Origin of the sequence: Streptomyces sp. NPDC015220 (assembly GCF_043079345.1) — a bacterium.
Classification (GTDB): domain Bacteria; phylum Actinomycetota; class Actinomycetes; order Streptomycetales; family Streptomycetaceae; genus Streptomyces.
In genome coordinates, this window is sequence record NZ_JBIBUK010000015.1 from 140,854 (window position 1) to 161,774 (window position 20,921).

Sequence of the window (20,921 nt, forward strand, 5' to 3'; positions counted from 1 at the left end):
GGCGGGGTGCGGCGAAGTCCTGGCGGCGAAGGGGCGGCGGCGGAGGCGGCGGAGGCCGAGCCGCTCAGAGTCTCAAGGGGTTGGCGATGGTGACGTAGACGGACTGGGTGTCGACCGGGCCGACGAGTTCGTCGAGGCCGTGCAGCCGGGTCAGGAGGTTGGCCTTGCAGCGCAGCACCGGTGAGTCGAGCAGACGGGCCGGCAGGGTGGAACGCATTCGGGCGGGATGGGAGGCGGCCTCGCCGAGGAAGCGGCGGAACGCGGCCAGCAGCAGCCTCTCGTCCGCCAGCCGCTGGGAGCCGAAGGCGCCGATGAGGCCGAACACGTTGTTGACGGCGAGGTAGTACGCGAAGCGTTCGTCCGTGACCTCGTCGGGGACGAAGGTGTCGCTCCGCTCCCCGATGCCCGGGAGCCGTGCGTCCAGTTCCGCCCGCCGGGAGGCACGGAAGTAGTAGCCCTGGTTGTCCCGGTAACGACCGCCGGCGGGCCAGCCGTCGGCGTCCAGCAGGAGCAGCGTGTTCTGCTGATGGGCTTCGAGGGCGATCCCCGCCTCGCCGTCCAGCCAGAGCACGGGCCGGATCACTTGTTCGAGGTAGCGCAGGAACCACTCGACGGCGACGGCTGCGCGCGGCCGGCCGGTGCGCGCGGCGAGGCGCGTGACGATGTCGTCGAGCCGCGACCGCATCGTCGGGCCGGCGGCGGCCCGGGGGGCCGTACCCGTGCACGGGTACGGTCGGGGCGCGACGAGTCCGGCGACGCACGAGACGTCGTCCTCCGGAGCGAACGGATTGTGCCGGATCATCACGTCCAGCCCGGGCACCGGGGCTCCGTCCTGGTCGTCGACGGCCAGCCAGGCCGGGTCCCGGACGATGTCGAAGCCCGGGTGGACGGCCCGCCACTGGCTGCCCAGGCCACCGCGCAGCAGACGGTGGACCTCGACACCGCGGTGCAGTTCCTTGCGAAGGTTCTCCCGTCGGGAGTTGGTGATGCGCAGTGCCAGCGAGAGTTTGAGCATGGCGCGGGCGCCGGTGCGGTGCACGGTGCGCACGGAGGAGGTGGGACACCAGGACGGTCCGTGCGGTCCCAGGTCGCGGAGCAGTCCCGCGTCGAACAGCGCCGCCGGGCCCGCGCGGTGCCGGACCTCACGCAGCTGCCATGGGTGCAGCGGCAGGGCGGCGTACCCGTCGGGCAGAGGCAGCCCGGCCCCGGCGAGGCGGGCCGTGAGCCGGTCGGCGGGCACGGGGCGACCGCCTTCGGTCCAGGCCGAGTCGGCGGCGAGCAGGCGGGGGGAGACGGCCGTCCAGTGCAGGGGGAAGGCGCCGCGCGACTCCGGCGAGTAGGGGCGCGCTTCCGCTTCCGAGAGGCCGTCCCTGCTTTTCGGGGCGGGGTGCAGCGGGTGTCCGAGGATCAGCGCCTGTTCCGCGGCGAGGAAGCGGTCCGGCCCGTCGGCGGGACGTGCCCGGCGGTCACCGAGGAAGAGGGTGGTACGACGCACGGAGTCGGCGACCCGGGCGACGAGATCGGCCGCCTCGGCGCCGGTGGGACCGGCCGGGGCGGTCGGCCCCGGCATGAACGGAGCGGATGCCGTCGGCGCGTGCGCGGTCGTGGACGGACAGGCGGTTCGGGGCGTCTCCCGGGCGAGCAGGGCGGCGACCGTGACGGCGTCGGCCGGCGCGGCGGACACCGGGGCGCCGGCCAGGCGCGGCGGACCGAAACGGTGCCAGCCGGTCGGGGACCAGTGGCGGACCGGGACGAGCAGGGCGGTTCCGCTGGCCGGGAGGGGGATGCGAAGGGTGTCGCCGGCGGGCTCGGCGGTGCCGGTCTCGCGCACCCAGCAGCGCAGCAGACTCTCCACGGTCGCGGCCTGGGCGGCTGTGTGGGGGTCGGGGTGCTCCAGCGGATCGGCGGCACAGTCGTCGGTGAGCCCCAGGCCGTGCGGCGCCCCGCCGGACGGGCGCGGCACCGCCCCGGTCGGTGCGTGGGCGGGAGCCGGGTGACCGTGGGGTGTCCGGGCGGTGGTCAAGACGGGCTCCTCGTGGTGTGGTGCTGATCTCGGTGCCGGACCGCGGGCGGGCCGGGAAGCTACGCCCGGTCGGCGAGCCCGGGCGGCAGCGTGCCGAGGAGTTTGGCGGGCGTGGCCTTCTCCAGGGCGTGCAGCGGCGCGCCCTGGTCGAGTACCTTCCGGTTGGCTTCGGGAACGACCGGGTGGTTGTGCCCGAGGGCGAGGGAGCCCGCGCCCGAGAGGCAGGCCGGATAACGACGGCCGTCCGCGCCCTCGATGGTCAGTCCGCGGGCCCGCACCGGGACGATCGGCATGGTGCGCGCAGAGGCCCGCGCCGCCGACTCGCGCGCCGACTGACGCCGCAGGACGCCCTCGTGGAGGGGGCGCGCCTCCACGGAGGCGGTCCCTCCCGGCGCAGACTCCGTCACCGTCACGGTTCCCTGTCCTCCCGCTCTCCCAAGGCGTCGACCGCCCCCTGTCCCGAGGCGCCGGACTTCCGCCGCCGCACGGCGTCGGGCTCCCCGGCCGCAGGAAGCCGGTGCCTCCCGGCGCCCTGCCGCCGGACGCGGACGCCCGGCGCGTCATCGGGCGGCGGACGTCCCGGTGGCGCCGAACGCCGTGCCCGCGCCGGCGCCGAGTCGCCCACCGGCGGCGAGGGGCCCGGACGTGGACCGCGGGCCCCCGCCGCTACAACCGCGCACCGTCCGCTCGGTTACGGGTTTCCTCGAGATCCTTGCCGGGACGGAGCCGTCGCGGGTTCCGCTCGCCCGCCCCCGGCAGGGCCTCGGTCCCTCGACGTCCGTGTCACGGGGGCGGGGCCGCGACGCCGCCACCGGCCTCGGCCCGGGCCGCTCAAATCGGTGGATGTCCGGACGATCGTGCAGGTCAGGTGGCTTGTAGCCGAACCGTTGCCGTTCCGTCGGTGCTCCCCCACAGCGAGCGCATAGTGTGTGGTCGCGTTCCACCACACCGTGACCCGCCCGAGTCCAGCCGGAGTTGGGCGATCGGGCGCGGAGGGTTTTCAGCAAGTCCGTCCGTTCCAGGGGGAGTCAGAGCATGCGATCCACACGCCCGTCCGTCACCGCTCGCCGGGGAAGGAGCGCCCGGCGCACGACGTCCCCCGTCGTGGCCGCCGTCGCGCTGGTCTCGGTGGTGGCCCTCACCGCCACCGCCTGCGACTCGGGCGACGACGAGGCGGACGGGAAGCCGTCCGCCTCCGCGAACGCCGGCGGCACGGGCGACGGCAAGATCAAGATCCCGGACGACATCCGGAACAAGCTCAAGGAGCACGGGATCGACATCGACAAGTGGCGGAACGGCGCCTGGAGGGACTGGAGCAAGGACGACTGGCTGCGCGAGGCCAACGACTTCGTCAACCCCATCATCAAGGACCTGTGGGACCCGGACCGGATGCGCCGGGCCAAGAACCCCGACAAGCGCGTCGACGCCAACGACATCTCCGGTGACCAGGGAGTCACCGACCCGACGCCGGCCCCGGTGACGGCGCAGGCGGTGTCGCCCACGTACCACGCCAACGCCGCGACGGCGGGCAAGGTGTTCTTCGACTCCCCCGAGGGCACGATGGTCTGTTCCGCGACGGTCGTCGAGGACCCCGCCCACCCGGGCAAGTCCAACCTGGTGTGGACGGCCGGCCACTGCGTCCACGCCGGCAAAAAGGGCGGCTGGTACCGCAACATCGCTTTCGTGCCGTCGTACAACGACGCGGGCCGGAGTGCTGCGCAGTTGAAGGGCGCCCCCAAGGACGAGGTGGCCCCGTTCGGCCTCTGGTGGGGCGACTGGGCGCAGACCTCCGACCAGTGGATCGCGCAGGGCGGTTCGACCGGCGGGCAGGGCGCGCCGTACGACTACGCCGTCATCCACGTGACGCCGGAGAAGGGCGGGAACGGCAAGTCGCTCCAGGAGACGGTCGGCGCGGCGCTGCCCGTGAACTTCGACGCGCCCGCGGTGCCGAAGGTGCGGAGCCTCACCGCGACCGGCTACCCGGCGGCGGCACCGTACGACGGGCAGCGGCTGTACCAGTGCCAGGACAAGCCCGGACGGCTGTCGGTCACCGCGTCCGACCCGACGATGTACCGCATCGGCTGCACCATGACCGGCGGTTCCTCGGGTGGCGGCTGGGTGGAGACGGGCCCGGACGGCAAGCCCGCGCTGGTCTCCAACACCTCGATCGGCCCGGTGTCGTCGGGCTGGCTGGCGGGGCCGCGGCTGGGCCCGGTGGCCAAGAAGGTGTTCGACTCGGTCAGCGGCAAGTTCGCCGGGCGGTGAGCACCCGGTGACCCGGCGGCGGCGGTGGGGCGAGCCACGGCCGCCGTGGCACCGGCGCGCCGAGGGCCCGCCCCCCCTTTCGTGCGGGGGCGGGCCCTCCTGCTGTGCGGCCGGGCGGAGCCGGGACGCCTCAGAGCGCGGGAGCCGGTACGTACGGCGCCAGGTCCGCCGCCAGCTCCTCGTGCACCCGGGCCTTGAGCAGGGTTCCCTCCGCGGTGTGCTCCTCGGAGATCACCTCACCCTCGGAGTGGGCGCGGGCGACCAGCTTGCCGTGCGTGTAGGGCACGAGCGCCTCGATCTCGACGGACGGGCGGGGCAGCTCGGCGTCGATCAGGGCGAGCAGTTCGGCGATGCCCCGTCCGGTACGGGCCGAGACCGCGATGGAGCGCTTCTCCACCCGCAGCAGCCGCTGGAGCACCAGCGGATCGGCCGCGTCCGCCTTGTTGACGACGACGATCTCGGGCACGTCGGTGGCGCCGACGTCCCTGATCACCTCGCGCACGGCGGCCAGCTGCTCCTCCGGGTTCGGGTGCGAGCCGTCCACCACGTGCAGGATCAGGTCGGAGTCGCCGACCTCCTCCATCGTGGAGCGGAACGCCTCGACCAGGTGGTGGGGCAGGTGCCGGACGAAACCGACGGTGTCGGCCAGCGTGTAGAGCCGCCCGCTCGGGGTCTCGGCCCGGCGCACGGTCGGGTCCAGGGTCGCGAACAGCGCGTTCTCGACCAGGACGCCGGCGCCGGTGAGGCGGTTGAGCAGGGAGGACTTGCCGGCGTTGGTGTAGCCGGCGATGGCGACCGAGGGCACCTTGTTGCGGCGCCGCTCCTGGCGCTTGATCTCGCGGCCGGTCTTCATGTCCGCGATCTCCCGGCGCATCTTCGCCATCTTCTCGCGGATCCGCCGCCGGTCCGTCTCGATCTTGGTCTCACCGGGACCACGCGTGGCGAGGCCGCCGCTGCCGCCGCCCATCTGCCGGGACAGGGACTGACCCCAACCGCGCAGCCGCGGCAGCATGTACTGCATCTGCGCCAGCGCGACCTGCGCCTTGCCCTCGCGGGACTTGGCGTGCTGGGCGAAGATGTCCAGGATCAGGGCCGTACGGTCGATGACCTTGACCTTGACGATGTCCTCGAGGTGGATGAGCTGGCCCGGGCTCAGCTCACCGTCGCAGATGACGGTGTCGGCGCCGGTCTCCAGGACGATGTCCCGCAGCTCGTCGGCCTTGCCGGAGCCGATGTAGGTGGCGGCGTCGGGCTTGTCGCGGCGCTGGATCACGCCGTCGAGCACCATCGCGCCCGCGGTCTCCGCCAGGGCGGCGAGCTCGGCCAGGGAGTTCTCCGCGTCCTGCACGGTCCCCGAGGTCCAGACGCCGACGAGCACGACCCGCTCCAGACGGAGCTGCCGGTACTCGACCTCGGTGACGTCCTCGAGCTCGGTGGAGAGTCCCGCGACACGGCGCAGGGCCGCGCGCTCGGAGCGGTCGAACTGCTCGCCGTCCCGCTCTCCGTCGATCTCGTGGCTCCAGGCGACGTCCTCTTCCATCAGGGCATCGGCCCGAAGACCTTCGGGATGGGTGCGCGCGAAGCGCTTGGTGGCCTGGGAAGAGGAAGAAGAGGAGGTCATTGGGTCCTTACGTCGTTGGGAATCCGTGGTGCGGCGACGAAACCGCGGCGGAGTCCGACCGGCTTCCGACAGCCGTTCCGTCACTGCTGACAACGCACGGATACCCCGGGAGATTCCCGTGTACCGTGCCGCGCCGACCCCAAGATGGTCGCACGGCACGGCTCGTCTCGTCACGGTGTTATTTCCCGCCCGTCCCACCGCCCCGGCCCCGTCCGGACGGTCCCGTCCGGACACCGCCCCGGTCCCGTCACAGGTCACTTCTTCGCCGGCTTCGCGGGCGGTACGGGCTTCCAGTCCGGGTGACCCGGCATCGGCGGGGTCCTCACGCCGTACAGCCAGGCCTTGAAGAAGGCGCTCAGATCGCGTCCGGCGATGCCCGCGGCCAGGCGCTCGAAGTCGGCCGTGGTCGCCGTCCCGTCCCGGTGGTCGCGCACCCAGGCGCGCTCCAGGCGCTCGAAGGCCGGCCTGCCGATCTCCTGGCGCAGCGCGTACAGGACGAGGGCCGCTCCGTCGTAGATGTTGGGACGGAAGATGCCGATCTTGTCGCCGGCCTTGGGCGGCTTGGGCAGCCCGGGCGGTCCGCCTGCCGCCCGCCAGCCGTCGGAGGCTCCGTAGGCGGCCTTCATGCGCGCCTCCATGGGCCGGTGCGCGGTCTCCTCGGCGTACAGGGCCTCGTACCAGGTCGCGTGTCCCTCATTGAGCCACACGTCGGACCACGCGCGCGGGCTGACGCTGTCGCCGAACCACTGGTGGGACAGCTCGTGGACCATGACCGACTCGACGTACCACTTCGGGTAGGCGGGATCGGTGAACAGGTCCTTCTCGAAGAGGGAGAGGGTCTGCGTCTCGAGTTCGAAGCCGGTGGTGGCGGAGGCCATGAGCACGCCGTACGTCTCGAAGGGGTAGCGCCCGATCTTGCCCTCCAGCCAGGCGATCTGGTCCGGGGTCCGGGCGAGCCACGGCTCGAGCGTGCGGCGGTCCGCGGTGGGGACCACGTCGCGTACGGGCAGGCCGTGCGGGCCGGTCCGGTGCAGCACGGTGGAGCGGCCGATGGAGACCTGGGCGAGTTCGGTGGCCATGGGGTGTCGGGTGCGGTAGGTCCAGGTGGTCGACGCGCCGGTGCGGGCGGTGCCGGCGGGCAGGCCGTTCGCCACGGCCGTGTAGCCCTGGGGCGCGGTGACGTGGATGGTGAACATCGCCTTGTCGGAGGGGTGGTCGTTGCACGGGAACACCAGGTGGGCCACGTCGGCCTGATTGGCCATGGCGAGACCGTCGGCGGTGCGCACCCACCCGCCGTCCCGGCTCTTCCCGGGGACGGGGTCGCTGGTGTGCCGGACGGTGATCCGTGTCCGGCTGTCCTCGGGCAGCGGCACCGGCGGGGTGATCACGAGGTCCTCACCGGCGGTGGTGAAGGCGGCCGGCACGCCGTCGACCTCGACGGATTCGACGGTGCCGTGCGTGAAGTCGAGGTTCAGGCTCTCCAGGGGCCTGGTCGTCCGGGCGTCGATGGTGGTGACGGCCCGCAGCGGCTTGCTGTTGTCGCCGGCGTAGGTGAAGGAGAGGTCGTACGCCGACACGTCGTATCCCGGATTGCCGAGGTACGGGAAGAGCCGGTCGCCGACGCCGAGCGGTGCGGGCGGCGCGCTCGCCGCCAGCAGGCAGACGGAGACGGCGGAGGCGAGGAGGGGCGCCGTCAGGCGGCGCGGAAGGCGGTGACGGAGGGTGCGCGGCATGCACACACGGCTATCAGGGAGCGGCCCTCGTACGGCGCCGACGCGCGCCCGGCCCACCCGAACGGGTCCTTCGGGGGTGCGAGGCGGAACCGCACCACCCATGCAGGCCCGGCGCGCTCCCGAACGCTCGAAAACGCCGCCGAGACCCCCGCACGCCCCCCGGCCGTCCCTCACCCGGCTCTCCGTCGTCCCCGTCTCCGCAACGGTTCCGGTACGTCCGGGTGCCTGTCCGGGCGCCGTCCCCCCACCCCGGCCCCGGCCCCGGCGACCGGGGCGGGGGCCGGGCGCCCGTCTCAGAATCCCGGTGGCTGCGACTGGGGCTGCGGCTGGGCGCGGCTCACGTCGTACACCCCCGGGACGTTGCGCATCGCCCGCATGAGGGCGGGCAGCCGGGCGGCGTCGGGCAGTTGCAGCGTGTAGGTGTGGTGGACGCGCTGCTGGGCCGGCGGGGCCACGGTCGCCGAGACGATCTCGACGCCTTCCAGCGCGATGGCCTCGGTGAGGTCCGCGAGCAGATGGGGGCGGCCGAACGATTCGGCGAGCAGCGTCACACGGCACTCGGTGGTTTCGCCCCAGCGCACGCCGATCTCCGCGCGCCCCGCACTCTTCATCCGCTCGACCGCGGCGCACTCGACACGGTGCACGGTCACCACTCCGCCGCGCACGGCGAACGCGGCCACCCGGTCGGGCGGTACCGGTGTGCAGCAGCCGGCGAGCCGCACGGTGGCCTGGGGCCGGTCGACGACGACGGCGCCCGCCGTGCCGGGCCGGCCGCCGCGCGGACCCGCGCCCGGCCCGTCGGCGGTGTCCGGGACGGTGGTGCGGGCCTGCTCGTCGGCCTCGGGCGGGTCGACGGCCGTCGGATGGGTCGTCAGCCACCGCTGGATGGCGATGCGGGCGCCCGGGGTGCGGGCGTGGTCCAGCCATTCCCTGGAGGGTCCGGAGGCGGGGTCCTGACCCATGAGGAGCTGGACGGTGTCGCCGTCCCCGAGGACGGTGCTCAGCGTGGCCAGCCGACCGTTGACCCGGGCGCCGATGCACGCGTGCGCGTCCTCCCCGTACTGGGCGTACGCGGCGTCGACGCAGGTGGCGCCCTCGGGCAGGCCCAGGCTGCCGCCGTCCGGCCGGAAGACGGTGATCTCCCGGTCCTGGGCCAGGTCCTGGCGCAGGGTGGACCAGAAGGTGTCGGTGTCGGGCGCCGCCTGCTGCCAGTCGAGCAGACGGGAGAGCCAGCCGGGGCGGGTGGGGTCGGCGCGCTCGCCGTCGCCGGCGGCCTGCTCGTCCGAGGGGGGCGCGTAGGGGTTGCCGAGCGCGACGACGCCGGCCTCGGCGACCTTGTGCATCTGATGGGTGCGGATGAGGACTTCGACGACCTGGCCGTCCTCGCGGGCGACGGCGGTGTGCAGCGACTGGTACAGGTTGAACTTCGGTACGGCGATGAAGTCCTTGAACTCCGAGACGACCGGTGTCATGCACGTGTGCAGTTCGCCGAGGACCCCGTAGCAGTCGGCGTCCTCGTTGACCAGGACCAGCAGCCGCCCGAAGTCGGAGCCGCGCAGCCGGCCGCGCTTGCGGGCGACGCGGTGCACGGAGACGGAGTGACGGGGTCTGACGAGGACTTCCGCGGTGATGTCGGCATCCCGCAGCACCCCGCGGACCTGTTCGGCGACCTCGCTGAGCGGGTCGTCGGGGCGGCCCGCGTTCTCCGCGATGAGCTCGCGCGTCCGCTCGTACTCCTCCGGGCGCAGGATCGCGAAGACCAGGTCCTCCAGCTCGGTCTTGAGCGCCTGCACACCGAGCCGTTCGGCGAGCGGGATGAGCACGTCCCTCGTCACCTTGGCGATGCGGGCCTGTTTCTCCGGGCGCATGACGCCGAGGGTGCGCATGTTGTGCAGCCGGTCGGCGAGTTTGATCGACATCACACGGACGTCGTTGCCGGTGGCGACGAGCATCTTGCGGAAGGTCTCGGGTTCGGCGGCCGCGCCGTAGTCGACCTTCTCCAGCTTGGTGACGCCGTCGACGAGGTAGCGGACCTCGGCGCCGAACTGCTCGCCGACCTGGTCCAGTGTCACGTCGGTGTCCTCGACCGTGTCGTGGAGCAGGGAGGCCGTCAACGTCGTCGTCTCGGCGCCGAGTTCGGCGAGGATCAGGGTCACGGCGAGAGGGTGCGTGATGTACGGTTCGCCGCTCTTGCGCATCTGACCGCGGTGCGAGGACTCGGCGAGCACATAGGCGCGGCGCAGTGGTTCGAGGTCGGCGTCGGGGAAGTGGGCGCGGTGCGCCTCGGCCATGTGCCCGATGGCGTCGGGCAGACGGTCGCGGGCGGCGGGGCCGAGCAGCGCGGCCCGGCCCAGACGGCGCAGGTCGAGCCGCGGGCGGGTCCTTCTGCGGGGTGCCGCCGGCACCACCGGACCCGGGGCCGCGGGGTTCGTGGCATCCGCACTCATGGGCACCTCCGGCTGCGTGGACCGGCGGACGGGGTGCCCCGGGGCGTATTCGGCTCAGGGGTTGGCGTCGGATCCCCCGTCCGTGCCGGTGCTTGATGCTACCGAGCCCAGCACACTCGGCCGACCGCCTCTCGGGGAGCGTGAAACGGATCACCCATTCGAGCGACGAATCAGAGGTTTACGATTTTCGGCCACCTGGCAGAGGCCGGCCGTGCGTTCCACCCCCCGAACCGGACCGCGGACATGGATCTTGCCCCGGCCCGGTCCGCCGTCGCCGCGAATGCCAGGTCCACGCACGCTCAGCCTGCGGCGTTTTCCAGCCACTCCGCATCGATCGCGCCCTCGGCCACGATCACCGCGGGACCCGTCATCTCGATCTCGCCGTCCGGCCGCTCGGTGATGACCAGGGTGCCGCCGGGCACGTCGACCGTGTACGTGGCCGGAACACCGGTGACGGCCGGGTCGGCACCGTCGCGGCGGGCGGCCGCCACGGCGACGGCGCACGCGCCCGTGCCGCACGAACGGGTCTCGCCGGCCCCGCGCTCGTGCACGCGCATCGCGACGTGCCGGGGGCCGCGGTCGGCGACGAACTCGACGTTCACGCCGTCCGGGTAGGCGGCGGCCGGACTGAACGGCGGCGGGGAGATCAAATCGCCGGCGTCCGCGAGGTCGCCGACGAAGGCCACCGCGTGCGGGTTGCCCATGTTCACGTTCCGCGCGGGCCAGCTGTGCTCCCCGACGCTCACCGTGACGTCCCCCTCCGGGAGCCGGGCCCGGCCCATGCCGACCGTGATGTCACCGTCCTTGGCGATGTGGATGGTCTTCACGCCCCCGCGCGTGGCGACGGCGAGGTCACCCTCGGACACGTGCCCGGCGTGCTGGAGGTAGCGCGCGAACACGCGCACGCCGTTGCCGCACATCTCCGCGATCGAGCCGTCGCCGTTGCGGTAGTCCATGAACCACTGCGCCTCGGGCGCCAGATGGCGGGCCTCCGGGTGCGCGGCGGACCGGACGACGTGCAGCACGCCGTCGGCGCCGATGCCCGCGCGCCGGTCGCACAGCGCGGCGACGGCTGCGGGTGACAGGTCGAGGGCGTTCTCCGGATCGGGGAGGATCACGAAGTCGTTCTCCGTACCGTGGCCCTTGAGGAAGGCGATGCGGGTGCTCATGCCTCGATCGTACGGGGTGGACATGACGACACGGCGGCTCCGCCCGCCTGCCGGACCGCCCCCGCGCGGGCGGGGTTCCGTTCGGGGGAGCGGGCTCCGTGCGGGGAGTCCCGAGGGGCCGGCTAACGCAGCCGGGCGACCCGCCAGACGGCGAGGACCACGACCAGTGCGACGATCACCACGTAGGCCCCGATCAGTCGCCAGTCGGGTCGCCGGCCGGCTCCGCGCGGCGGCAGGCCCGGCCAGGTGTAGCCCACGCGGCGGGCGGCCATCATGCCCCAGCCCGCCGCGCAGGAGCAGATCAGCAGCCCGAGCATGGCGATCATCGCACCGCTGTCGCCGTCGAAGGCGAGCGGGAAGGCGAACATCAGCGAGCCGACCGCGGCCAGGCCGACGATCGGGGCCAGCTGCCAGATGCGCAGCCGCCGCTGCGGGCGCAGCTCGACCTCCACCTCGGGCCCGGCGAACATCTCCTCGGGCCCCGGTCCGTCCTCGGTCACACCGCCGAGCGGGCCGTCGGGGCCGTCGGGGCTCAGCGAGACCTCCTCCGGTTCCGTTCCCGTTCCGGTGCGCTCCGCGGTGACGCGCTCGGTGCCGCCTTGCGCGGTGTCGCGAGGGCCGGCCTCCATCGCCACGCGCCCTCCCAACTAGGATTCCATTTGGTCGATCGAAGCTCGATGATGGCACGGCGCCGGTGGCCTGGATGACGGCCTGGGCTTCCCGATGCCATCACGTGATCAGGCTGTAACCGGTCGTTCGACCAACGCCAGGGCCCGGTGCGGAAGTTCCGTGACGTCCCCGGCGGCCCCGCTCAGCCAGTGCACGCGCGGGTCGCGCCGGAACCAGGAGTCCTGGCGGCGCGCGAAGCGCTTGGTGGCGCGCACCGTCTCCGCGCGCGCCTCCTCCAGCGTGCACTCCCCCGCGAGCGCCGCGAGGACCTGCTGGTAGCCGAGCGCGCGCGAGGCCGTGCGCCCCTCTCGCAGACCCTGCGCCTCCAGCGCGCGCACCTCCGCCACGAGTCCGGCCTCCCACATCCGGTCGACCCGGCGCGCGATGCGCTCGTCGAGCTCGGGACGGGCGACGTCCACACCGATCTGCACGGTGTCGTAGACGGAGTCGTGGCCCGGGAGGTTGGCCGTGAAGGGCCGGCCGGTGATCTCGATCACTTCGAGGGCCCGGACGATGCGGCGGCCGTTTCCCGGCAGGATCGCCCGCGCCGCCTCGGGGTCGGCGGCGGCCAGCCGGGCGTGCAGCGCGCCGGAGCCGCGCAGGGTGAGTTCCTCCTCCAGCCGGGCCCGCACCCGCGGGTCCGTGCCGGGGAACTCCAGGTTGTCGACGGCCCCGCGCACGTAGAGCCCGGAGCCGCCGACCAGGATCGGCCAGCGCCCGTCGGCGAGCAGGGCGTCGATCCGCTCCCGGGCGAGCCGCTGATACTCGGCGACGGAGGCGGTGACCGTCACGTCCCAGACGTCCAGGAGGTGGTGCGGCACGCCGCCCCGTTCCTCGGACGTCAGTTTCGCGGTGCCGATGTCCATCCCCCGGTAGAGCTGCATGGAGTCGGCGTTGACGACCTCGCCGCCGAGACGCTGGGCCAGGAACACGCCGAGATCGGACTTTCCGGCCGCCGTGGGGCCGACGACGGCGATGACGCGGGGTACGAGGGGTGCGCTGCTCACCGCACCAGTTTCGCAAACCTCTCGCGGGCCCCTCGAACGAGTTACGTGACAGCGCGGACGCGGGGTCGTTGCCCGTTGAGAGGTTCCCGCGCCCGGATTCCGAGAGGCGGTGGCGCGGGCACCGCGAACGGAGACACCGGACCACGCGGGATTCCGCCCGCACAAGTAACGTATGGAGTTGATATGGGCGTTTTTGCGCGACTTTTCCGGAGGTCCAGGACGGCGGACGGGGCGACGGCCGCCGAGGAACCGGCCGACGTGACGGCATCCGGTCCGGAGAGCGTCCACTCCGAGGTGGGCGGCTCGCCGGCGGACGCCGGCGCCGGCGAGGAGGCGACGAAGGCCGGGGACGGCGGCGGCGAGGACGCGGCGGGCACCGGCAGCGGCGCCGCCGACGGCGTGGAGATCCCCAAGCAGCAGTCCGCCGACGAGGTGGCCGAGCAGGAGACCGGCAAGGGCGCCCGCACGTAACTGCCCCGCAAGGGAAGGTGAACCATGGGTCTGCTGGACAACATGAGGGCCCGGCTCGGCCCGGCCCGGAACAAGGTCTCGGACCTCGCACAGCGACACGGCGGCTCCATCGAGCACGGCCTCGACCGGGCCGCGAGGATGGTCGACGAGAGGACCAAGGGCAAGTACAGCGAGAAGATCCACGCGGGCACGGACAAGGCCAAGGGCGCCATGGACCGGCTCGCCCAGCAGGGCGAACCGGGTCCGCACGCGGGTCCGGCCGCCAGGACCGGCCAGGCGACGGCACCGGGCGGCGCGCCCGAGACCGGCGGCACCGGCCGGGCCGACACGACCGACCGGACGACGCGGACTCCGCAGCAGGACACACCGCCCGGACCACCTCCGCCCATGTCCTGAAACAACACACCGGCGCACGCCGGCGGACCGCCGGGCAGGCATCCGCGGACGACCGGTCAACCGGGCGCCCGGGGAGCCGGCGCACATCGGCGGACGGCCGGGAGGCATGTGACCCCCGGCCGTCCGCCGGTGTCCGGGCGGCGGTCCCGAGGGGTGCCGTTGCCGGACCGGTCCTCCGGCCGCTCCGGGCACGCGCCGCGGCCCCGCGGCGTCAGGACCAGGTCGCCACCAGGTAGCCCACGCCGTACGGCGCCTCGTCGTACAGGAGTGCTCCGGACAGACCCGCCTCCTCGGCCGCGCCCGCGAGCACCTGCCACGGGGCCCGGCCCGACACCTTCAGCTCGTCCGCGAGCCCGGCGTCGAGCGCCGCCAGGGCCGCCGGGTCCGCGGCGCCCAGGGCACGGGCGACCTCCGCGTCGAAGGGTTCGGCCCGTTCGTCGAGGTACCCCGGCGCCTTGAGCGACCGGCAGGCGCTCGCGTCGCCCATCACCAGCAGCGTCACTCGCCCGGGCCGCCCGGCGATGTCGCGCCCGGCGGCCAGGCACCGTTCGGGCGCCAGCGCCTCCCCCACGCCCAGCCCCTCCACCGGCGCGTCGGACCACCCGGTCCGCTCCAGCAGGTGTGCGGCCACGGCGAGCGAGGTCGGCAGCCCGCGCTCCGCGGCGGTGCCCAGGTCCCGGCCGAGCCGTACCTCCAGGTCCACGCCGAAGCCGCGGAACGAGCCCCGTGCGCCCTCCGGGTGCGGGACGACTCCCGCACCCTCGGCGGGCCCCACGACCACGAGGCGGTCGGGCCGGGCGGCGGCGAGCACGCCCAGCGCGTCCGTGCACGCGGCCCGCGCGGCGACCAGCTCGGGGGCGGCTCCGGCGGCGACCGCGGGCACGAGAAGGGGCGGACAGGGGCAGACTGCGGCGGCGACAAGCATGATCGGCAGGGTAACCCCGCGGGCGGGCGGGCCGCTCATCGCCGCCGCGCCCGCTTTTGGCCCCGCTCCTCGCTCCGCACCGCCGCCGCACCCGCCTCGGCCGCGGCTCGCAGCGCCCGGGCCGCCGGCAACGGCCGTCCCCCGTGGCCGCTCCGGCGGCCGTCCCCGGAAGGCGGTGCGTCCGCGGGTCAGTCGCGGACGCAGCCGCTGTTCGCCGCGACCGGCAGCGGCTCGGGGACACCGACCTTCGGCAGGCCCAGCAGGACGCCCGCCGGCTTGGCCGCGGCGGCGGCGGTGCGCTGCTCCCAGGCGTCACCCGCACGGGTGCGCCGCACGTCGAGCACCGCTCCCTCGGCGAGCAGGTGGTGCGGGGCGGCGTAGGTGACCTCGACCGTGACCATGTCGCCGGGGCGGACCTCCTGCTCCGGCTTGGTGAAGTGGACCAGACGGCTGTCGGGGGCGCGGCCGGACAGACGGTGCGTGGCGCCGTCCTTGCGGCCCTCGCCCTCGGCGACCATGAGTTCCAGCGTGCGGCCGACCTGCTTCTTGTTCTCCTCCCAGGAGATCTCCTCCTGGAGGGCGACGAGCCGCTCGTAGCGCGCCTGGACGACCTCCTTGGGGATCTGGTTCTCCATCTCGGCGGCGGGGGTGCCGGGCCGCTTGGAGTACTGGAAGGTGAACGCCTGGGCGAACCGTGCCTCGCGCACCACGTGCAGCGTCTGTTCGAAGTCCTCCTCGGTCTCGCCGGGGAAGCCCACGATGATGTCGGTGGTGATCGCCGCGTGCGGGATGGCGGCGCGGACCTTCTCGATGATCCCGAGGTAGCGGTCCTGGCGGTAGGACCGGCGCATCGCCTTCAGGACCGTGTCCGAGCCGGACTGCAGCGGCATGTGCAGCTGCGGCATGACGTTCGGGGTCTCGGCCATGGCGGCGATCACGTCGTCGGTGAAGTCGCGCGGGTGCGGGGAGGTGAAGCGGACGCGCTCCAGACCCTCGACCCTCCCGCAGGCCCGCAGCAGCTTGCTGAACGCCTCGCGGTCGCCGATGTCGGAGCCGTAGGCGTTGACGTTCTGACCGAGCAGCGTGATCTCCGAGACGCCCTCGCCGACCAGCGCCTCGACCTCGGCGAGGATGTCGCCGGGACGACGGTCCTTCTCCTTGCCGCGCAGCGCCGGGACGATGCAGAAGGTGCAGGTGTTGTTGCAGCCGACCGAGATGGAGACCCAGGCCGCGTACGCGCTCTCGCGGCGGGTCGGCAGCGTGGAGGGGAACGCCTCCAGGGACTCGGCGATCTCGACCTGCGCCTCCTCCTGGACGCGGGCGCGCTCCAGCAGGACCGGCAGCTTGCCGATGTTGTGCGTGCCGAAGACGACGTCCACCCAGGGCGCCTTCTTCACGATGGTGTCCCGGTCCTTCTGCGCCAGGCAGCCGCCGACCGCGATCTGCATCCCGGGCCGCTTCGCCTTCTTCGGGGCGAGGTGACCGAGGTTGCCGTAGAGCCGGTTGTCGGCGTTCTCGCGGACGGCGCAGGTGTTGAAGACGACGACGTCCGCGTCGCCGTCCGCTCCCTCCGGCGCCCGCACGTAGCCCGCGTCCTCGAGCAGCCCGGCCAGCCGCTCGGAGTCGTGGACGTTCATCTGGCACCCGTAGGTGCGGATCTCATAGCTGCGAGTGACGCCCACTTCTCGGCTCCGGTCGATGCTGCTCATGCCATAAGGGTAGGCGCTCGGCGCAGTGCCCCCGGACGGCGTGATCACCGGAGGGACACGCCCGCGACACGAGCCGGCTCTTGCCCCCCGAAGGGGGACGAGAGATCCAAAATGGGGACGCCCCGTCCACCCGGCCGGCGGGGTGGTTCCGCGCGGCGGCCCTCGCGCCCGCCGACCGGCCGCTCCTCCGCCCGCGGTCCGCCCGCTCCCCGACGTCCTCCCAGCGCAGCCCTCCCGGACAGGTACGTGTGATGCAGCTTCGTGACGCCCCCCGGACGTCCGCCCCGCGGGTGCCCGCGGTCCCGGTGCCGCGCGCGTGGCTCCTGCGGCCGGCCGGTCCGGTCGCGGTCGCCGTCCTCGCCGCCGTCCTGCTGGCCCGCGCCGCGCGCGTGGCGGCCGTCCACCCCCAGGGGGGCATGGACAACGCCTTCGTCGTCCACGCCGGGCAGGTCTGGCTGCACGGCGGGGCGCCGTACGCCGACCGGCGTTTCCTCTACCTGCCGAGCGCCGTGCTGTTCGCCGCCGGGCAGGCGCTGCTGCCGGCGCCCGTGCTCCGGATCGCAGCGCCCCTGGTGTGCGTGGCGCTGGTCGCGGCCGGCTGGTGGTGCGCCGTGCGCCTGTTCCGTCTCCCGGCGCTCAGTCGCTTCGCCGTGCTGGGGCTGCTGGGGCTGGTGCTGTTCTGGGCACCGGTCGGCCATCTGATGAACCTGGGGAACTGGACCGCGGTCGGCGTCCTGGCGCTGCCGTTGGCGCTGCTGCTGGCGGACCGCGGCCGCTGGGCCGCGGCCGGGATGGTGCTGGGCGTGTCCGTGGCGGTGAAACCGCTGCTGGTGCCGGTGGTCGTCCTGCTGGTCCTGGCCCGTCGGTGGCGGGCCGTGGCCTGGATGGTCGCGGTGCCCGTGGCACTGTCCGCGGGCACGGCGTTGATCATGCCGGATCCGGGCGGGTTCCTCACCCGCACGCTGCCCTTCCTCCTCAGGGGCGGGGACGCCCTGATGCGGCCGTTCGACTGCTCGTGGCCCGCGGTGCTGCCGCGGCTCGGAGTGCCGCCGGTGCTGGCCGAAGCCGTCGCCCTGGCCGCGGCGGCGGCGGGGGTGGTGTGCGCCCGGCGGCGCTGGCGGCGCGCCGACGCCGGTCCGGCCCGGCTGGTGGACACGGCCGCGATGCTCATGCTGGCCTCGTACCTGGTCTCCCGGCCGTCCTACGAGCACTACCTGGTGGTCGTCGTGCCGCTGCTGCTCGCCGGCGCTCTCACGGCGGCGGACTCGGCGGCGCGCTCGCCCTGGTTCTGGGCCTCGCTCGTTCCGCAGGCGCCCGACTTCGCGTTCCCCCACCTGGACGCCTCGACGCGCAGGGCGTTCAAGGACGTGGTGACGCTGTCCGGTCTCGCGCTGGTGCTGGCCGTGCGGTGCGTCCGGCCGTCACCCGGGCGGCCGCCCCGCCCGGCGGGCGGGCCGGCGGCGGACGTGCCGGGGCCGGCGCGCTGAGCCGGGCGTCAGGCGCCGTCGGGGTCCCAGCCCTGGCGGCGCAGGACGGCGGACACGTCGGGGGCCCGGTAGTGGTCGCCCTTCAGGACCTTGCCGTCGGTACGACGGGCGACCTGTCCGTCGGGGCCGACCTTGGTCATGTTGGCGCGGTGGATCTCGGCGATCACCTCGTCGAGGTCGATGCCGTGCACCAGGGCGGTGCCGTACGCCACGTAGACCACGTCCGCCAGTTCGTGCGCCAGCCGGTCGAGCGGGCCGCCGACGGACACCTCGGCGACCTCGGCCGCCTCCTCGGCGAGCAGTTCCCCGCGGTGCGCGGCGAGCTCCGGTGACACCCGTGCGGGTGTGCTGCGGGCGTCGAGCCCGAAGACCCGGTGGAACTCACGGACGAGGTCGGCGGGCGAGGAAGTCATACGGCGACTGTAGTCGGCGCCGCCGGCGCTCCTCCCCCACCGGCCGCGGCCGGACCCCGCCCCGCCGGCACCGCGCCCGCGCCCCCCGCCGGGGCGGGGCCTGGTCAGCACCCTGCCCCGGCTGGCAGGATCGCGCGCATGTCCAAGGTGCTCCTCTCCATCGGCAGGCGCCGCGGCCTGCAGGGCGCGGCCGCCGGGGTCGTCGTCCTCGGGCTGCTGCTGTGGTGGCTGCTGCCGTTGGGCGACCGCCCGCCGAGCGGGACGATCACCTTCAGCACCGGGACCCTGCGCGGGGTCTACCAGGAGTACGGCGAGCGGCTGCGCACCGCGTTCGGCAAGGACATGCCGGACCTGGAGGTGCGGTTGCTGACCAGCGACGGCTCCCAGGAGAACGTCACGCGCGTGGCGACCGGCAAGGCCGACTTCACCATCGCCGCGGCCGACGCCGTGGAGACCTACGAGCTGGAGAACGGTCCGGGGGCGGAGCACCTGCGCGGGGTGGCCCGCCTCTACGACGACTACGTGCAGCTCGTCGTCGCGCGCGGCTCGCGGATCAACTCGGTGGCGGACCTGCGCGGCAAGCGGGTGGCGGTCGGCCCGCCGAAGTCGGGCGTGCGGCTGATCGCGGAGCGGGTGCTCACGGCGGCCGGGATCGACCCGCGGCAGGGCGTACGCCCCATGGCCGACGGCATCAACACCGGGCCGGGCCGGCTGCGGCAGGGCGCGATCGACGCGTTCTTCTGGTCGGGCGGTCTGCCGACGGACGGGCTCAAGCAGCTCGCCCCGAAGTTCGCGTTCCGGTTCGTTCCGATCGAGGCGGACCTGGTGGCCAAGCTGCACGCGCAGGGCGGCGCCACGCGCTACTACCGCGCCACCAACATGCCGGAGTCGGCCTATCCGAACATCCAGGACGGCTCGCCCGTACCGACCATCGCCGTGTCCAACGTGCTGATGACCCGCGATGACGTCGATCCCCGGCTCACCGAGTGGGTGACCCGGACCGTCATCGACAGCCGCGACCGCATCGGCGCCCATGTCCACTCCGCCCAGCTGGTCGACCTGCGCACCGCCATCTACACCGACCCGCTGGCCCTGCACGCGGGCGCGCGGCGCTACTACCGGTCCGTCAAGCCGTAGCCCTCGCCGGGCGCCGGGCGGCTACGACGTTCCCGGGGCCGTCCGCGGCACGGTCACCGTGACCTTCAGCCCGCGTGGCTCGTGGACGTGGTGGTGGGCGTAGGAGACGGAGCCGCCGCCCGCCGCGAGCAGCGCCCGGGTGATGGACAGGCCGAGGCCGGAGCCCTTGATGTTCTGGTGCCGGCCGCTGCGCCAGAAACGGTCGCCGATGCGGGACAGCTCCTCGTCGGTGAGGCCCGGGCCGTGGTCGGCGACCACCACCGTCGAGGTGTCGCCGCCGCCCGCGACCCGCACGTCGACGCGCTCGCCCTCCGGCGTGAACTTCACCGCGTTGTCGATCACCGCGTCCAGCGCGGAGGACAGCGCCACCGGGTCGGCCCAGGCCGTGGTCGCCGGGCACTCCCCGACCAGCCGGACCCCCTTGGCCTCGGCGGTGGGCGCCCAGGCCGCCACCCGTTCCGCGGTCAGCTCGCCGATGTCCATGAGCTGCAGGTCCGCCTCGGCGTGCTCGGCGAGCGCGAGGCCGAGCAGGTCGTCCAGGACCTGCGCGAGGCGCTTGCCCTCGGTGCGGACCGAGGCGATCTCCTCGTTGCCCTCGGGCAGTTCGAGGGCGAGCAGCTCGATCCGGAGCAGCAGCGCCGACAGCGGGTTGCGCAACTGGTGCGAGGCGTCGGCGACGAAGGCGCGCTGCTGCTCCAGGACGTCCTCGACGTTGTCCGCCATCTCGTTGAACGACCGGGCCAGCCTCCTGAGTTCCGGTGGCCCGCCGGCCGCCGCCACCCGCGACTTGAGCCGTCCGGTGGCGATGTCGTGGGTGGTGGCGTCGAGCACCCGCACCGGACGCAGCACCCAGCCGGTCAGCCGCAGGGCCGCGCCGACGGCGACCAGCATCGCGACGATCTCGCCGGCGCCGATGGTCAGCCAGCCGTGCAGCGTCCGGGACCGCATCTGGCCGGTCGGCGAGTCGGTGAGGACGACGGCGACGACGTCACCGTCCCGGATGACGGGCGAGGCGACGACGAGCCGGTGCCGCTGCCAGGGCCAGACCTGTTCGGGGTCGTGGCTGCGCCGACTGAGCAGCGCCTCGTCGAAGGCGTTGCGCACCTCGCCCGTGGGAGGCAGGGACCAGACGAAGGGAGCGTTGGCCATGGCCGAGCCGGAGCGGTAGAAGACGCCGGCCCGGATGCCGTAGACCTTGTAGTAGCTGCTCAGTTCGCGGCTGAGGGTTTCCAGGCGCTCGTCGGGCACCGTCCGGCGGGAACCGGAGGGCCGGTCGGTGACGAACTGGGCGAGGGCGGCGAACCGGGCCGTGTCGTCGATCCGGTCGACGACCACCTTCTGCTGCTCGCCCGCGGCCAGGCTGACGGCGAGCGGGAAGCCGAGGGCGAGCAGCACCGCCGCCATCAGGACGATGAGCAGCGGCAGCAGTCGTGTGCGCACCTGTCCCCG

At 73.8% G+C, this 20,921-nt stretch carries 16 protein-coding genes and 1 pseudogene; 5 read left to right on the forward strand and 12 right to left on the reverse strand.

Going from position 1 to position 20,921, the window contains the following annotated elements:
- Window positions 1–64: 64 nt before the first annotated feature.
- Both ACF061_RS26490 and ACF061_RS26495 read right to left on the reverse strand, forming a co-directional pair.
- A complete protein-coding gene (locus tag ACF061_RS26490) occupies window positions 65–2,023 on the reverse strand; it encodes an IucA/IucC family protein (RefSeq protein WP_392269470.1) in 1,959 nt (652 codons plus the stop codon).
- A 62-nt stretch (window positions 2,024–2,085) separates the two neighbouring features.
- Window positions 2,086–2,436, reverse strand: a pseudogene (locus ACF061_RS26495) (aspartate aminotransferase family protein); the annotation flags it as partial.
- A gap of 622 nt (window positions 2,437–3,058) precedes the next feature.
- Between ACF061_RS26495 and ACF061_RS26500 the strand changes: the two are divergent.
- Window positions 3,059–4,288, forward strand: coding sequence for a trypsin-like serine peptidase (locus ACF061_RS26500; RefSeq protein WP_392269471.1), 1,230 nt, complete (start codon window positions 3,059–3,061; stop codon window positions 4,286–4,288).
- Window positions 4,289–4,418: 130 nt separating this feature from the next.
- On the opposite strand, the gene hflX is transcribed toward ACF061_RS26500, so the two are convergent.
- From hflX to miaA, 6 genes are all read right to left on the reverse strand, one after another.
- A complete protein-coding gene (hflX, locus tag ACF061_RS26505) occupies window positions 4,419–5,909 on the reverse strand; it encodes a GTPase HflX (RefSeq protein ID WP_392269472.1) in 1,491 nt (496 codons plus the stop codon).
- Window positions 5,910–6,163: 254 nt separating this feature from the next.
- On the reverse strand, window positions 6,164–7,642 hold the full coding sequence (locus ACF061_RS26510; RefSeq protein ID WP_392269473.1) for a M1 family metallopeptidase: 1,479 nt from the start codon (window positions 7,640–7,642) through the stop codon (window positions 6,164–6,166).
- Between the two features lie 293 nt (window positions 7,643–7,935).
- Window positions 7,936–10,089 (reverse strand): RelA/SpoT family protein, encoded by a 2,154-nt coding sequence (locus ACF061_RS26515; RefSeq protein WP_392269474.1) that lies wholly within the window; start codon window positions 10,087–10,089, stop codon window positions 7,936–7,938.
- 299 nt (window positions 10,090–10,388) lie between these two features.
- Window positions 10,389–11,258 (reverse strand): diaminopimelate epimerase, encoded by an 870-nt coding sequence (gene dapF / locus ACF061_RS26520; RefSeq protein WP_392269475.1) that lies wholly within the window; start codon window positions 11,256–11,258, stop codon window positions 10,389–10,391.
- Between the two features lie 122 nt (window positions 11,259–11,380).
- Window positions 11,381–11,887 carry a hypothetical protein gene (locus ACF061_RS26525; protein ID WP_392269516.1) on the reverse strand — a complete coding sequence of 169 codons (507 nt, stop codon included), beginning with the start codon at window positions 11,885–11,887 and terminating at the stop codon, window positions 11,381–11,383.
- Window positions 11,888–11,995: 108 nt separating this feature from the next.
- A complete protein-coding gene (gene miaA / locus ACF061_RS26530; RefSeq protein ID WP_392269476.1) occupies window positions 11,996–12,934 on the reverse strand; it encodes a tRNA (adenosine(37)-N6)-dimethylallyltransferase MiaA in 939 nt (312 codons plus the stop codon).
- Between the two features lie 258 nt (window positions 12,935–13,192).
- Between miaA and ACF061_RS26535 the strand changes: the two genes are divergently transcribed.
- Both ACF061_RS26535 and ACF061_RS26540 read left to right on the forward strand, forming a co-directional pair.
- Window positions 13,193–13,405: a gliding motility protein gene (locus ACF061_RS26535; RefSeq protein WP_392269477.1), complete on the forward strand. Its 213-nt coding sequence runs from the start codon at window positions 13,193–13,195 to the stop codon at window positions 13,403–13,405.
- 24 nt (window positions 13,406–13,429) lie between these two features.
- On the forward strand, window positions 13,430–13,801 hold the full coding sequence (locus tag ACF061_RS26540) for an antitoxin (RefSeq protein WP_392269478.1): 372 nt from the start codon (window positions 13,430–13,432) through the stop codon (window positions 13,799–13,801).
- A gap of 211 nt (window positions 13,802–14,012) precedes the next feature.
- On the opposite strand, the gene ACF061_RS26545 is transcribed toward ACF061_RS26540, so the two are convergent.
- Together ACF061_RS26545 and miaB are read right to left on the reverse strand one after the other, a co-directional pair.
- Window positions 14,013–14,726: a class III extradiol dioxygenase subunit B-like domain-containing protein gene (locus ACF061_RS26545; RefSeq protein ID WP_392269479.1), complete on the reverse strand. Its 714-nt coding sequence runs from the start codon at window positions 14,724–14,726 to the stop codon at window positions 14,013–14,015.
- A gap of 188 nt (window positions 14,727–14,914) precedes the next feature.
- The gene (gene miaB / locus ACF061_RS26550) at window positions 14,915–16,435 is read right to left on the reverse strand and encodes a tRNA (N6-isopentenyl adenosine(37)-C2)-methylthiotransferase MiaB (RefSeq protein WP_392269480.1); all 1,521 of its coding nucleotides are present in this window, start codon (window positions 16,433–16,435) and stop codon (window positions 14,915–14,917) included.
- 251 nt (window positions 16,436–16,686) lie between these two features.
- Between miaB and ACF061_RS26555 the strand changes: the two genes are divergently transcribed.
- Window positions 16,687–17,922 carry a glycosyltransferase 87 family protein gene (locus ACF061_RS26555; protein WP_392269481.1) on the forward strand — a complete coding sequence of 412 codons (1,236 nt, stop codon included), beginning with the start codon at window positions 16,687–16,689 and terminating at the stop codon, window positions 17,920–17,922.
- 8 nt (window positions 17,923–17,930) lie between these two features.
- On the opposite strand, the gene ACF061_RS26560 is transcribed toward ACF061_RS26555, so the two are convergent.
- Window positions 17,931–18,335, reverse strand: coding sequence for a MazG nucleotide pyrophosphohydrolase domain-containing protein (locus ACF061_RS26560; RefSeq protein WP_392269482.1), 405 nt, complete (start codon window positions 18,333–18,335; stop codon window positions 17,931–17,933).
- A 138-nt stretch (window positions 18,336–18,473) separates the two neighbouring features.
- Here ACF061_RS26560 and ACF061_RS26565 point away from each other — a divergent pair, with 138 nt between their 5' ends.
- Window positions 18,474–19,472, forward strand: a complete 999-nt coding sequence (locus ACF061_RS26565) for a TAXI family TRAP transporter solute-binding subunit (protein ID WP_392269483.1) — start codon at window positions 18,474–18,476, stop codon at window positions 19,470–19,472.
- A gap of 21 nt (window positions 19,473–19,493) precedes the next feature.
- On the opposite strand, the gene ACF061_RS26570 is transcribed toward ACF061_RS26565, so the two are convergent.
- Window positions 19,494–20,912 (reverse strand): sensor histidine kinase, encoded by a 1,419-nt coding sequence (locus tag ACF061_RS26570; protein ID WP_392269484.1) that lies wholly within the window; start codon window positions 20,910–20,912, stop codon window positions 19,494–19,496.
- Window positions 20,913–20,921 lie beyond the last annotated feature (9 nt).